The organism is Paenibacillus pedocola (assembly GCF_031599675.1).
Lineage (GTDB): Bacteria > Bacillota > Bacilli > Paenibacillales > Paenibacillaceae > Paenibacillus_AQ > Paenibacillus_AQ pedocola.
Genome location: NZ_CP134223.1, coordinates 721294 through 734658, shown reverse-complemented (window position 1 = coordinate 734658; position 13365 = coordinate 721294). Strand labels below are relative to the sequence as shown.

The 13365-nt window shown below is 50.4% G+C and carries 13 protein-coding genes; 2 read left to right on the top strand and 11 right to left on the bottom strand.

Annotated elements, in window-relative coordinates; translation table 11 throughout:
* The 8 genes from QU597_RS03210 to QU597_RS03175 form a co-directional block, all read right to left on the bottom strand.
* Positions 1 to 852 carry a glutamate ABC transporter substrate-binding protein gene (locus QU597_RS03210; protein ID WP_310833214.1) on the bottom strand — a complete coding sequence of 284 codons (852 nt, stop codon included), beginning with the start codon at positions 850 to 852 and terminating at the stop codon, positions 1 to 3.
* Positions 853 to 889: 37 nt separating this feature from the next.
* On the bottom strand, positions 890 to 1618 hold the full coding sequence (locus tag QU597_RS03205) for an amino acid ABC transporter ATP-binding protein (RefSeq protein WP_310831336.1): 729 nt from the start codon (positions 1616 to 1618) through the stop codon (positions 890 to 892).
* Between the two features lie 355 nt (positions 1619 to 1973).
* Positions 1974 to 2963: an inorganic phosphate transporter gene (locus tag QU597_RS03200; protein ID WP_310831335.1), complete on the bottom strand. Its 990-nt coding sequence runs from the start codon at positions 2961 to 2963 to the stop codon at positions 1974 to 1976.
* A gap of 13 nt (positions 2964 to 2976) precedes the next feature.
* Positions 2977 to 3594: a DUF47 domain-containing protein gene (locus QU597_RS03195; protein WP_236337180.1), complete on the bottom strand. Its 618-nt coding sequence runs from the start codon at positions 3592 to 3594 to the stop codon at positions 2977 to 2979.
* 204 nt (positions 3595 to 3798) lie between these two features.
* A complete protein-coding gene (locus QU597_RS03190; RefSeq protein WP_310831334.1) occupies positions 3799 to 4899 on the bottom strand; it encodes a DUF3048 domain-containing protein in 1101 nt (366 codons plus the stop codon).
* A 123-nt stretch (positions 4900 to 5022) separates the two neighbouring features.
* The gene (locus QU597_RS03185) at positions 5023 to 5799 is read right to left on the bottom strand and encodes a DODA-type extradiol aromatic ring-opening family dioxygenase (protein WP_236337185.1); all 777 of its coding nucleotides are present in this window, start codon (positions 5797 to 5799) and stop codon (positions 5023 to 5025) included.
* 135 nt (positions 5800 to 5934) lie between these two features.
* Complete coding sequence (locus QU597_RS03180) at positions 5935 to 6765, bottom strand: alpha/beta hydrolase (protein ID WP_236337186.1); 831 nt, start codon at positions 6763 to 6765, stop codon at positions 5935 to 5937.
* Positions 6766 to 6952: 187 nt separating this feature from the next.
* Complete coding sequence (locus tag QU597_RS03175; protein WP_310831332.1) at positions 6953 to 7153, bottom strand: hypothetical protein; 201 nt, start codon at positions 7151 to 7153, stop codon at positions 6953 to 6955.
* Positions 7154 to 7337: 184 nt separating this feature from the next.
* On the opposite strand from QU597_RS03175, the gene QU597_RS03170 reads away from it, so the two are divergent.
* Together QU597_RS03170 and QU597_RS03165 are read left to right on the top strand one after the other, a co-directional pair.
* Positions 7338 to 8000 (top strand): DUF1129 family protein, encoded by a 663-nt coding sequence (locus QU597_RS03170; RefSeq protein WP_310831331.1) that lies wholly within the window; start codon positions 7338 to 7340, stop codon positions 7998 to 8000.
* A 40-nt stretch (positions 8001 to 8040) separates the two neighbouring features.
* On the top strand, positions 8041 to 8985 hold the full coding sequence (locus tag QU597_RS03165; protein ID WP_310831330.1) for a hypothetical protein: 945 nt from the start codon (positions 8041 to 8043) through the stop codon (positions 8983 to 8985).
* A gap of 49 nt (positions 8986 to 9034) precedes the next feature.
* Here the strand turns inward: QU597_RS03165 and ilvA are convergent, their stop codons facing one another.
* From ilvA to QU597_RS03150, 3 genes are all read right to left on the bottom strand, one after another.
* Positions 9035 to 10297 (bottom strand): threonine ammonia-lyase IlvA, encoded by a 1263-nt coding sequence (gene ilvA / locus QU597_RS03160; protein WP_206103109.1) that lies wholly within the window; start codon positions 10295 to 10297, stop codon positions 9035 to 9037.
* 195 nt (positions 10298 to 10492) lie between these two features.
* Positions 10493 to 12673, bottom strand: a complete 2181-nt coding sequence (locus QU597_RS03155) for a methyl-accepting chemotaxis protein (RefSeq protein ID WP_310831329.1) — start codon at positions 12671 to 12673, stop codon at positions 10493 to 10495.
* Positions 12674 to 13108: 435 nt separating this feature from the next.
* Positions 13109 to 13348 carry a Spo0E family sporulation regulatory protein-aspartic acid phosphatase gene (locus QU597_RS03150; protein WP_310831328.1) on the bottom strand — a complete coding sequence of 80 codons (240 nt, stop codon included), beginning with the start codon at positions 13346 to 13348 and terminating at the stop codon, positions 13109 to 13111.
* Between the last annotated feature and the right edge of the window lie 17 nt (positions 13349 to 13365).

Genomic DNA, 13365 nt, shown 5'->3' with positions numbered 1-13365 from the left:
TTATTTCGCTGGAGCTTTACCGATCCATTTGGTATAGATGGCATCGTATTCGCCGTTTGCTTTCAGTTCAGCCAGTGTATCATTAATGGCCTTAACCACATCCGTGTTGCCTTTTTGTACGGCAATGCCGTACGGCTCATCAGTGAACGGTTTACCTACAACTTCATAACCGTCATCCTGGGAAGCCATACCGTACAGAATCGCATCGTCGGTTGTCAGCGCATCCCCTTGACCTGCCTTCAGGGCTGCGAAAGCATCCTGATAGTTATCGAATTCCAGTACCGTTACACCCGGAACCTTCTCTTTAATGTTCTTGATCGAAGTGGCACCCTTGGAGCCAAGGATCTTGGTATCCTTGGTTACACTTTCAAGTCCGGTAATCGGGCTGCCTTTCTTCACGAGCAGCGATTGTCCGGCCTGGAAATACACGTCGGAGAAATCCACTTCCTTCTTGCGTTCCTCGGTAATTGTCATCGTAGCGACAACCATATCGATCTCACCGTTATTCAGCATCGGAATACGTGTCTTGGAGGTGACTTCCTTCAGCTCAATTGCATTTTCGTCACCCAGAATGTGTTTGGCAATGGCTTTGGAGATATCGATATCGAAGCCTTCAACATTGCCGGAGGCAGGATCCTTCAGTCCGAACAATCTGGTGTCATATTTAACTCCAACCAGCAGCTTGCCGCGTTCCTTAATCTTAGCGATCGCAGCAGAATCCGCCGCTTCCCCGGCGGTATTGCCGCCGCTGGCTGCGGAATTATTCCCGGCATTATTGTTATTTCCGCACCCTGCAATGACGAATAATGCAGCGACCATCAGCACACTTAACCATTTGAAGCTTTTAAGTATCTTCATTTCTCTTCCTCCTTATAATCTATATATTTGGTTAATGACTTAGTACACGGCTGAGAAACGTCCGGGTCCGTTCTTCCTTTGGACTGGCGAAGAATTGCGCCGGCTCGGCTTCTTCCACGATTTGTCCCTGATCCATGAAGATGACCCGGTCGGCCACCTCTTTGGCAAAGCCCATCTCATGAGTAACCACTACCATGGTCATACCTTCATTAGCCAGCGTACGCATGACATCGAGCACCTCGCCGACCATCTCCGGATCAAGCGCCGAGGTCGGTTCGTCGAACAGCATAATCTTCGGCTTCATCGCAAGCCCCCGGGCTATAGCTACACGCTGCTGCTGCCCGCCGGACAGCTGGGAAGGATAAGCATGGGCTTTATCAGCAATGCCGACCTTTTCCAGATAATACATCGCTGTCTTTTCTGCTTCTGTCTTGCTTAGTCCCAGCACCTTGATTGGTGCCAATGTAATATTGTCGATCACCTTTTTGTGCGGATACAGATTGAAATGCTGAAACACCATTCCGATCTCCTTGCGCAGCTTGTTGATATCTGTTTTGCGCTCATTAACCGTTATTCCATCAACAGTCAGTCCGCCGCTGGTTATCGTCTCCAGCCGGTTGATGCAGCGCAGCATGGTGCTTTTGCCGGACCCGGAAGGGCCGACTACGACAACCACTTCCCCTTCCTGTACATGAAGGTCGATGGTTTTCAGCACATGAAATTGTCCGTAATGTTTCTCTACCTGATGAAAGTCGATCAACGACAGGCCTCCTTTACACACTTCTAGTTATAAGCTTTCTTAAGCTGCTCTCTGTCAGCTATGGTAACACTTAAAACACACCTTACTGTAGAGACTACCGAAAACTATATAATCCTACTCTGTTTTTCAAAAAAACATGTCATTTTCTTTTCAGAAAGTGATGTATTTCATTTTCTTTTTGCCCCAATTAATGTTTTTTATCAAATACATGTAACTTTTAGTGACGTTTCTCTCTTGTAAATAAGCAAAAAAGACACCTTTCGGTGTCCTCAGCCCAATCTATGGAATTCCTGTTATACAACAAAAAAAGATGTCAGCAGCCGTCCTTGGCCTCTAACATCTTAGTTACGATGCTCTAGAAGAAAATCTTAAAGATGATTCCTGCCAGCACTGCGCTGATTGGAATGGTAATAAACCAGGTAATGATAATCCGGCCGGCTACTCCCCATTTCACAGCAGAGAACCGCTTGGCTGAACCTACACCGAGAATGGCCGATGTAATGGCATGCGTGGAGCTTACAGGCAAATGCAGCAGGGTAGCTGAGAAAATGACCGATGCAGCAGAGATATCTGCGGCAAAACCGTTGATCGGTTCAATCTTGAATATCTTGGTGCCCATCGTTTTAATGATCTTCCATCCGCCAATCGAGGTCCCGAGGGCCATAGAAGTTGCGGCGGCGATTTTAACCCACAGCGGAACTTCCATTGACTCCAGATGTCCCGAGGTTACCAGCGCAAAGGTGATAATCCCCATGGCCTTCTGGGCATCATTGGTACCATGTGTAAAGGACTGCAGCGCTGCCGTCAGTACCTGCATCGAACGGAAGCCTTTGTTCACTGTATGCGGACTGCGTTTGGCAAACACCCACTTGAGGATCGTCATGATGATATAACCGATCACAAAGGCGATCAGCGGGGAGAATACCAGCCCCTCAACGATCTCGATGAACCCGCTCCACTTGATGTGGTCCGAACCGGCTCCGATATAGACCGCACCGGCCAAAGCACCGATCAGGGCATGGGAGGAGGAGGACGGAATACCGAGCCACCAGGTGATCAGGTTCCAGATGATAGCGGCAATCAGGGTCGCAGCTACAATGTCTATACCGTTAGTAAGCAGCGTCGGGTCGGTGATACTGCCGCCGATTTTCTTGGCTACGCCTGTAAACATCAGCGCCCCGATGAAGTTCATCAGCGCTGCCATAATAATGGCGGTGCGCGGCTTCAGCGCACGTGTCGAAACAGAAGTGGCGATGGCGTTGGCCGTATCATGGAAACCATTGATGAAATCGAACGCTAGCGCGAGAAATATAACAAAACTGAGCATTAATAATGATGTTTCCATATCTTAGAGCCCCTTATGAATTGCGCATGATGATCGATTCCAGCATGTTGGCTACGTCTTCACATTTATCAGTGGTCGTTTCCAACCGCTCGTAAAGCTCTTTGCGCTTAATCAGCTCGATAGGATCTGTAACGGTTTCGAACAGGTTTTTGGTGCAGATACGAAGTACCTCGTCACCCTGATTCTCCAGATCATTCAGACGGATCGTATATTCACGAATCGCGAGCAGCTTTTTCTGGGAGAGCAGATGGACCGCTTTTTGAATTTCATAGGCAGACTGGCGGAGGATTTCCGCGAACTGCACAATATATTCATCCGCGTCCAGCAGGTTATACATATAGAACCGTGAAGCTGAAGCCTCCAGACCATCCATAACATCATCCATGCTGGTGATCAAATCCATAATGTCGTCACGCTCAAGCGGAGTGATGAACGTTTTGTTCAATTCCTTGATGACAGTGTGCGTGTAGGTATCGCATTGGTTTTCGTACTTCTTCATCACCGCAGCGAAATTATCGACATTATCCCGGAGACTGGTAATATTCTGAGCGAAGTAATCTGCCGCCTGAACAATGGTATCCGCCATATTTTCCAGCGTCTCAAAGAAAATATCCTTTTTTTTCAACTTCATTAGTTTAAACCCCTTTACATAATATTGCCGTGAAAACGGAATGTCTTCCAAATGTAAGCAGCCTGAAAATGAATGACAACCTTTGTTATCTTAACATATCAGCCGAAGGGATAGAAGTAAAAGAACCGAACTTTTTTACACTATATTAACAATTCCCCGGAATGGACAAATTCATTCTCTGAACCCGCTTTTTTCCGGACAAAATCAGCCCTGGCTTGGCAAAACCGGATACTCCACATGACTGCTGAAGGAAGGGCTGTTCGGTACGATCAGTATATGGGTCACCCCGGGGTACATCAGCGCTTCCGTGCCGTCTGCCTTTACAAAGCGGATGATATCTCCCGGATTGCGCGCCCATTTGCCCTTCAGGACTGTTCCGCGCTGGAAGAGCAGCGCCTCTCCGCCCAGCTCCACATCGACCTGAAGTCTGCCTACATCGTCAAGCACCTTATGATCCGCTCCGATCACCATGACATTGGCAGCCTCCACCGGACTATTATTATTCAGATCCAGATGCGGCTTACCGTTGACCGAGCGGAGATAGGTTCGGCGCTGCGCATCATATTTATAGCCTACTGTATAGCTTTTGAGCAAAAAATTAACGTTCAGCTCCGCTGCGGCTTCTCCCTCAGTCGGCAGGAAGTCGGGATCGGTGAACTGGTAACCCGGAACCTCTACACTCTCGGCATAGCCCAGCTTCGCAGCTCCTTCACGCAGCTTCGCTGCGTTGCTGTACAAATTATGCGGCGCTTTGCGTTCCTTGTCCCGCCAGAAATAAGCACCGGCCTTGCCGATCTCGTCCATATCCTCCTTCTTCTGCCGCTGGAGGATGGCATAAGCTGCCGGACTGCCACCGGCATGCACTGTTACCCCGCCATAGCTCTCGCCGAGATCAATCAGATAAGGGCGGATGCTGCGGATCGGACCGATTTTGACCACTCCTGTATGGCTTTGGAATATCCCGATGATCCGGGTGATCCCGCCTTCGGCCAGCACTTCATACAGGATGTCGGCCTCGCTTACCCCGGACTGCGGACGGGCGGCTGGCGCGTTGTTGATCATGACGGCGAGCGGACGCGGCAGACTGCCCTCCTGCACGGGAAGGCCGGTTAGTCCGGACACCTGCTGTGCTGCCGGTTCAGCAGTAGGTGAAGGCTCCGGTATTGTGCTTGGGAGCGGAGACAAGGTAGGCACGGCCGTCGGAGCGGACTCTGGCGCCGGGTTCTCTGACCCGCAGGCGGAGAGCAGCAGGACAGCAAGCAGAATACCGGATATCAGCCGGAAAGGATAGCGGTTCAGGGGCATCAGGTTTTGTTCCTCCTAATTGTTTCTTCCATTTAATCACAGCATGGCCTATTTGTCTTGAGCCTGCAAATAAAAAGGATACAGCCTTTTTATCGGCTGTATCCTCAGGTTATTGTATTTATGCTAATCGACCATCCAACAATTAAGACTAAGCGTGCCGTACTGGTAAGCTTGAATCATCAGCTGCGCCTGCCTGCCGGCATCGGCAGTGCCCATAATGTAAAACAGCGGAACAAAATGCTCTCTTCCATAAGAGGGGACGGCATCCCGCACATGCGGCGCCTTCTTCTCATAAGCGAACAAGGAAGGCAGATCCCAGCTTTCGAGTCCTTTGGCGATCCAGGCGTCGAACTCCTGAGCCCAGGATTCGGGCTGATCATCCTGCTTCAGCATGCGCAGATTGTGTACGAGTCCGCCGCTGCCGAGCAGCAGAATCCCTTCTTCACGCAGCGGAGCCAGCATCCGCCCGATCGTATACTGTTCCTCAGGCGAGCGTAGAGAATCCACTGATAATGCCACAACCGGAATGTCGGCCTGAGGGAACATCTTCTTAAGAATGACCCAAACGCCATGATCCAGACCACGGCCCAGAACAGGCTGGTGCGGGAGATTGCTCTGGTTAAAAAGCTCGGAAATCCGGCTGCTAAGCGCTGGATCGCCAGGTGCCGGGTAGGTCAGGGAGTACATTTCTTCCGGAAATCCATAGAAATCATGCTGCGTTTCGTGCTGTGCATCTACCGTAATCAGCTGTTCGGGACTGTCCCAGTGTGCAGAGAAAACAACGATGCCCCGGGGCGTCCCCAGATCCTGACCAAGGCGCTCCAGGAAACGGGTATATTCGTTATCCTCGAGCGCGAGGACCGGAGAGCCATGCGCGATAAAAAATGCCGGTAATTTCATAGGGAGCCAACCTCCTCCATAACCCAGTATATGGTCTGCCCCTTTATTTTAACCCTATTTACCGGTGATTGCGAGTGAGCTTCTCTGGCAGAGGGGCTGGCTGCTATAGCTGACGCCACCTTAATACCGGGGATGTTATATCATCCAGTTCTGCCATTCCTGCTGTAAATGCTCCTGCTGGTTCATCCAGTCCTTGGTCCGTTTCAGTACCTGTTCCTGCGCCGGTCCGGATGAGAAGGTATGATCTCCCTGGAAGATGATTTCTTTGTCGCAGCGCCCTTCGGGGCGTGTCCAGAACAGCTTCTGGTATAGGAACGCATAATCGACTGGAATCACATCATCGGAGGTGCCATGAATGACCAGCACATCGCCGCTGAATTTGCCGGCCTCCTGAAAAGGCTGGAACGCCGCAAGGGAGTTGAAATACACCGGAGTAAAGGAATAGCCCGCATAATCGGCAGAGCCGGCTTTGACAGACCGGTCATAGGCCTCTCTGCCCACGATCTTCACAATATCATTGAACGGATAGCCAACCGCCGCCCACAGCACAAGGTTCTTAACCCGGCGGTCACGGACGGCTGTCAGAAGCGCTACTGCTCCCCCGAGGCTGTGACCGATCAGGGTGACGCGCTGCGGATCGACATCCGCTGAGCCGATGCCGTAGTCCAGGACTGCCCGGGTCTGGGCAATCATCGATTCCATGTCCTCACTGCCGTAATTGCCGCTGCTCTCACCGCAGCCTGCATAGTCGAAGCGGATTACCATATATCCGTCCTGGGCCAGCTCACGCGCAGCCTTAACAAAAATCCGGTCAACACCGATCCGGTTACCCACGAACCCGTGGCAGATGACCGCCAGAGGCACCCGGTCCTTGCATCGTCCGGAGGTTCCCTTTTCCCGTGATGGATAGTGTATGCTCGCTGTAAGTTCTTCCTGGTTATGCCGGATTACAATATTCCGCTCCATTGCTGTATCCCCCTCTAAAAGTAATGCTATTTCAAAGTATTATAATTCCGATTACTTTAGTATGATTAATATCTTTATTATACGTTTTACGCTCTTATTGTCAATATCCACACACCTAAATGTGAACATGAATAAGCCTCTTCTGCTCCTTGGGAGCAAAAGAGGCCGGACCTTCTCATAACTTCACTCAATCGTAGCTGTTGTGAAACATATCGTGGGTTTCCTGGCGGCCTTCCCAGTCCTCGAAGCCGGTCTCCGAATCTTGTCCTGCAGAATCCCACAGACTGAAGCCGTCAGAATTGCCCCAATCTCCCACTTGGTTTGTCTCTGCAGGTGCGAAGCCGTCACCCATGAATTTACCTACCTCTTCTTTCTTCTCATGTCCCATAACGCTACCTGCCCTTCCTAAGCTATATTTGTGAAGCTAATCACAATTTCAGTGTTCACTCTTCCAAAATAGATTATTCATGGCAAAGCGAAAGGGTTGTCCTTGCACACAACCGCCGCGCAAACGTATACTCTAGGTTAAAGGCTAACTCGATTAACCACTATTGGAGGTTTACATCCATACTATGAAAGTCAAAGCCATGATTAAAGAAAACAACGCCTTGCGTGAACAAATGACCCCGTTTAACCGTTCCTACTTTGAAGATATGATTCTGGCTATGCGGGCAAGCCGGGTAGACCCGGTACGTGCGGAGAAGCTGCTGCTGGAAGCGGCGGCACTGCTGCTGCAGGGACAGGGCAAAGGCAGAAACGCCAAGCAAATCTTCGGTGAGCATCCGGAGGATTATTTCAAGGATATTATGGACAGCGTTCCAGCGCGGCCTGAACGCAGCAAACTGAACTATTACCTGATGATTGCGTGGACGGCGCTGACCCTATTTTTCGGCGTAATGGCCATTGCCGGGCTCTTTATGGAGTGGAGCGGCGGTTCGGCAGATATGTTCGGCAAGGTTAGTGTATTTACACTGATCGTCGTAGGCTTGGGTTCCATCGTGCTTATGGAGCTGCTGGTGAGATGGATGTCTTCACTGTCAGAGAATGATGCGCCGAAAGCCAAGACTTTCGATATTAAGGCACTCGGTATCTATGTCGCAGTGGCTGTCGTTGTGATTTTTGCCGGGATATTCCTCGATAATCTGTTCCCGGTGATTACGATCTCACCCTGGGTAAGCCTGATTATAAGTCTGGCCGGCGGGCTCGGACTGAAATTTATATTTTTCAAATCCTAAGTTTATTATTCTACTTCCGACAACACAGGGGGAAACTTCCATGAAGAAGCACAGTATTCTAATCACTGCACTGGCCCTCACGCTTGGACTGCAAGGAGCCGGCGTAACCGTTCATGCCGAAGGGACGGCTGCTGACACCTCTGCCGGAGCCGGGAAGACTCTTACTACTGCGGCCGGTACCAGCAGCCATGCCCAGGCGGTATATAAAGCTGCTTTGCCGCTTCTGGCAGACTCCGCCAGGCTTCCGCAGGCCATCCAATATTTGAACAGCAATATCTATGCAGTCAGCCCTTACCAGGCTACTGTTCTGATCCTGAAGCTCGAGAATCTCCACAAGGCGGCACTTCCTGTCTGGGAGAGCAGATTCAGCGGCAGCTCTGTACAGCGGAAGCTTACCTCCGTTTACAAAGCAGGGATCAGCATGGCTAAGCTGGCTGAGAGTACAGAGGACGCTGCCCTGCGCACCTTACTGAAAACTGCCGGGGAGAGCGGGTATAAGCTGGAGACGGCCGAGGGCTCCTTTTTCCCGGTCATTGATTACGCCGCCTACCGCAAATATAAAGTGTACGTGATGAGTGACATCCGCGATTATATAACGATTATGGCTACGGAGTCGGATCTGCCTTCTTCCAAGGATAACGGACTGGTCATCGGCTGGTCCGAGGTTGCCGCCAGAGCGTTGAACCAGGAGCAGTTCGTCCAGCACTATCCCAAGTCTAACCGGATCACAGCGGTCAAGACACTGTATCGGGTGTATGTCACCAATACCTTTTACGGACAGAACAATACGCCGCTCTTCCATTATGACAATCTGGAAATGGATTTGGAGGCACAGAAGGCCTACACCAGTATTCTGGCTAAAGATAATGGCAACAGCCCGTTCCTGCAGAAGCTTGACGGCCTGATGAAGCTGCTAAAAGAGAACGGCTATAAGCAGGATGCCAGCGTAGAGAAGTATTTGAAGGAAGAGGTCCCACTGACTTAGCATACACAGAAAGGCCCGCCCCGGAATTTCTCCGAGACGGGCCTTTTTTTTAGATCAGCATATTAAATAAATTAGGTTCCTTGTTAATCTCCGTATAATCGACGCCCTTCTGCTTCATCCGTTCGATAAGCGGCTCATAATCTTCCCGCTGGAACAGCTCAATCCCGACAAGCGCCGGCCCGTTCTCTTTATCATTCTTCTTGGTATATTCAAAACGGGTAATGTCATCATCAGGTCCGAGCACTTCGGCCAGGAACTCCTTCAGCGCACCGGCACGCTGCGGGAAGTTGATCATGAAGTAATGCTTGAGTCCTTCATAAATGAGCGAACGCTCCTTAATTTCCTGCATCCGGTCAATATCATTGTTGCCGCCGCTGACGATACAGACCACTGTTTTGCCGCGGATTTGATCCCGGTACATGTCGAGTGCCGCAATAGGCAGCGAGCCTGCCGGTTCAACAACAATTGCATTCTCATTGTACAGCTCCAGAATCGTCGTGCACGCCTTGCCCTCCGGCACTTTGACCACATCATCCAAAAGACGGGCACAAATATCATAGGTTAATCCGCCGACACGCTTCACGGCAGCCCCATCTACAAATTTATTAATCTCCGCCAGGGTTACAACTTCTCCGCATTGCAGGGCTTCACTCATGGAAGCTGCCCCTGTCGGCTCCACACCGATGACCTTCGTCGCAGGACTTACGGTCTTCACATAGGTGGCTACGCCTGCTGCCAGACCGCCGCCGCCAATGGTGACAAACACAAAATCCGCCGGCTTGTCCAGGCTCTCCATAACCTCCATGGCAATCGTTCCGTTACCGGCAATAATCCGCGGTTCATCAAACGGGTGAATCAGGGTCATGCTATGATCTACGCAAGCCTGAAGGGCCTCTTCATACGCATCATCAAAGGTATCCCCCTTGAGAATAACCTCCACAAATTCACCGCCAAAGCGCCGGACCTGCTTGATCTTCTGGTTCGGTGTCGTGCTTGGCATATAGACTTTCCCTTTAATCCCCAGCGCTTTGCAGGAGTAAGCTACCCCTTGTGCATGGTTCCCCGCACTTGCGCAGACAATACCCTTGGCTCTATCTTCAGCAGGCAGGCTGCGAATCATATTGTATGCGCCACGAATCTTGAAGGAACGGACAATCTGCAAATCTTCGCGCTTCAAGTATACATTGCAGTCATACTTGGCTGACAGCACCGCATCCAGCTGAAGCGGCGTACGGACGATTACCTCCCGCAGCACATGGTGTGCCCGCACAATATCTTCCATTCCTACGATCCGGTCTTCGCCGTCTCTCATCAATTCCTCGCCTCACTGTCTCTATCTATAATTTCCGCTTCTTGTAACATACTCTTCCAAGGACATTTTATCAAGAACTGTCCTCTCCAGGCAATACTCAACAGGCAAACATACAACATAAGTATTCACGTAATCCCATAAAAAACCAGCTTTGCGCCTTGGCCGCAAAGCTGGCTTACGAAATACTTTGAACCTTTATGCCTTAAATCTGGATACGGCCTGCTGCAGCAGTGCCGAGCTATTCTTAATCTCGTCCATCTCCGTCACGATCTCACCAGATTTACCGATAATCTGCTCTGCCTGGACAGCAATGCTGCTGGCCCCTTCTGCCCCTTCGTTCGCAGCGCTGCTGGTCTCTCCAATCGCTGTCAGCATGCTCTGAATAGAGGCGAGAAGCTGTTCGGAAGTGGCACTGAAATCCGTCACGAGCTCATCAATGTACCGGGCATCCTCACTGTACCGCTGACCGGTCTCCTGCATGGAATCGTAATCTTTCAGCACTTGGCTGTCCATAAAGCGCAGCATACTCTCCGCACCCTCAACAAGCTTGGAGACCGCCTTTACAACGGATTCGGTTACGTCCTGGATCTCCGTAACAGTCGTGCGTGAAGTTTCAGCCAGCTTGCGGATCTCCTCAGCTACAACGGCGAAGCCCCGGCCTGCATCACCCGCTCTGGCAGCTTCAATGGATGCATTAAGCGACAGCAGATTGGTCTGCGCGGCAATTTCAAGAATCGCGCCTGACAAGGCCGTGATCTGTGAGATGGACCCCGCCTGCTCTATCGCACTACGCAGCTTCTCCTCGCTCTGCCCGTATACCACATCCGCTTGCTGCCTGGACCGGATAGCAGCTTCCTTCAGCTTATCAGCACGTTCATTGATCTGTCCGGCCGCCTCGGCGCCTTCCTGGGCTTTACGGGCAATGCCGCTGATCGCAGACTCGATTTCATTCGTGCTGGCGTTCATTTCCTGCATAGTAGCTGCCGTCTGCTGCATCCCGGCCGACAACTCCTCGGTTATCGCCGAGATTTCCGAAATACTCCCGTCGAGTACAAATACATTCTTCTCGGTGTTGTCCAGTGCCTCCGAGATACTGTGTGAGCTCAGCTTAATGTCCTGTATCAATCTCTGCTGAGAAGAAATCATATCGTTAAACCCCTCCGCCAGCACACCAATTTCATCTTTCGCCGTAACACTGGCCCGCGCTGACAGATCCCCCATCATGGCTTTCTGGAACGCTGCTGTCAGAATGGGAATCTGCTTCAGAATACTGCCCGAGACCAAATAGAGCAGTACTAACATCACTACAACAGAAATAATAATCGACAGGAAGAATATCAGCTTAAACGTCTGCAGTTCCTTCTCAGCATTCTTCTGGGGAACCATTAGTGCAACGGACCACTGTTTGTCCACCGCTGGCGCATAGGAGACATAGCTGGCTTTGCCGTCGATATCCGTCAGGATCACATTCGCGCCCCACTGAACCATTTTTTCGCCGACAGCCTTCCAGTCTGCTCCAAGATCGCTCATTTTCTGCAGCAGGATATTATCAGTGTCGGGATGATAGATAAACGTCCCCGTCTTATCGATCAATATGGCAAATCCGCTGCCGTTGTAATTAAAAGCGCTCAGCGCCTGGATAATCTGCTCCGTTGAGATATCCGCCCCGGCCACCCCGATCAGCTTGCCGGCGTCATTCAGGATCGGCGCTGTAACACTGACAACCATTTTCCCTGAACCAGCATCAATGTAGGGATCCGTCACCGTCAGCTTGTTGTTCTGGACCGTGGTAGCATACCAGCCGCGTTCCTTCATATTGAAGTCTGCCGGAGGCTCGAACTCATCCTGGGTAATGACCTTATTCACCGCATCCAGGCCGATATATACATTGAGCAGATTCTTGTTGCTATCCTTAATCAGGTTAAGCGTCTGAATTAATTCGCTGTACCCCTCAGTGGTCTTGACCGTATCCGCAGAATCCACCTGTGCGATGAAGTTGCGGACATAGGCGTTCGCATTCAGCAATTCCACGCTGTCTGAAGCGGGCTGAAGCAGTTCACCCACCTTCACACTGATTTTCTCCTTCTCGTAAGAAAGGGAACTGTGCAGATCATCCACGATAATCTGTTTGGCATTGCTATAAATAACTACCGCTACAATAACGAAAATAGCCACAACAGACAAAATCACGGACAAAAACAGCTTGCCGCGAATCCCCATATTACGGACTGCCCCAATCGACGGCTTCCATGAGCGCGGCTTAGCGTTCTCCTTAGACCGGTCCGCAGGTGGAAGCAGGGCTGCCCCATCCACTGCCTTCAGCTCAGGCTTCTGCCCTTTCTTGCTTATCTCTTCCTTGATTTTCCTTAGTGCCATAGGGCTCCCCACCTTTTATAAATATGAGCCGATAGTACTCTCTTCTGTATACTGCTATGCTTTCGACTTATTTCTGCTTATTTCTGCAAAAAAACTCTTTATCCCTTTAACGTTTTGCATCGAGCTGTGAAAAAACTGTGTCCATGTCAGCTTTTTTCAGAAAAAAGCGAATTAAATAAACATTTTTATCAGTAAACTTTCATTTATTAGCTTAATTATCGGTAAAACCGGGGTTAATGATGAGTTTGGTGTCAGGTTTAATATCATTAGAGGAAGTATAGCGTTCAAGAAAGATGGAGTACTCGGCAGAATAAAAGCAGGGGAATCGCAAAAAGAGGATGCGGATGCGGCAGAGATCAATTCAAATGTTGTGCAAGCGTTTTGCCGCAACCACGTACAGGTACTGCTCTATGATACTTCTGAGAGTGGAGTCGTTCAGATATAACGCAGCCGCAGCGATTGAGCCGGCCATAGCCCCTCGCCCGCAGGTTCATTGGTGTGCAGGGTGCCCATTAACTCCTTGAAGTAATGCCGGTTGTATTCATTTATAAGTTCGTCGAGTACCATCGATTGATGGAGCACGGCGGGATGGCCCAGGTAAAATTTCTCTTCGAGCTTATTTAAGTTGTGCCGGGCTTGTTCGATACTTTGCTTGAGAATCTCTGACTCTTTCACCTTTTATCCCTCCTTTT

Coding starts and splice junctions, on each gene's coding strand:
- QU597_RS03175 (WP_310831332.1), bottom strand. CDS start 7,153: ATGGGACATGAGAAGAAAGAAGAGGTAGGTAAATTCATGGGTGACGGC.
- QU597_RS03180 (WP_236337186.1), bottom strand. CDS start 6,765: ATGGAGCGGAATATTGTAATCCGGCATAACCAGGAAGAACTTACAGCG.
- QU597_RS03185 (WP_236337185.1), bottom strand. CDS start 5,799: ATGAAATTACCGGCATTTTTTATCGCGCATGGCTCTCCGGTCCTCGCG.
- QU597_RS03195 (WP_236337180.1), bottom strand. CDS start 3,594: ATGAAGTTGAAAAAAAAGGATATTTTCTTTGAGACGCTGGAAAATATG.
- QU597_RS03165 (WP_310831330.1), top strand. CDS start 8,041: ATGAAGAAGCACAGTATTCTAATCACTGCACTGGCCCTCACGCTTGGA.
- QU597_RS03155 (WP_310831329.1), bottom strand. CDS start 12,673: ATGGCACTAAGGAAAATCAAGGAAGAGATAAGCAAGAAAGGGCAGAAG.
- QU597_RS03190 (WP_310831334.1), bottom strand. CDS start 4,899: ATGCCCCTGAACCGCTATCCTTTCCGGCTGATATCCGGTATTCTGCTT.
- QU597_RS03170 (WP_310831331.1), top strand. CDS start 7,338: ATGAAAGTCAAAGCCATGATTAAAGAAAACAACGCCTTGCGTGAACAA.
- QU597_RS03200 (WP_310831335.1), bottom strand. CDS start 2,963: ATGGAAACATCATTATTAATGCTCAGTTTTGTTATATTTCTCGCGCTA.
- ilvA (WP_206103109.1), bottom strand. CDS start 10,297: ATGAGAGACGGCGAAGACCGGATCGTAGGAATGGAAGATATTGTGCGG.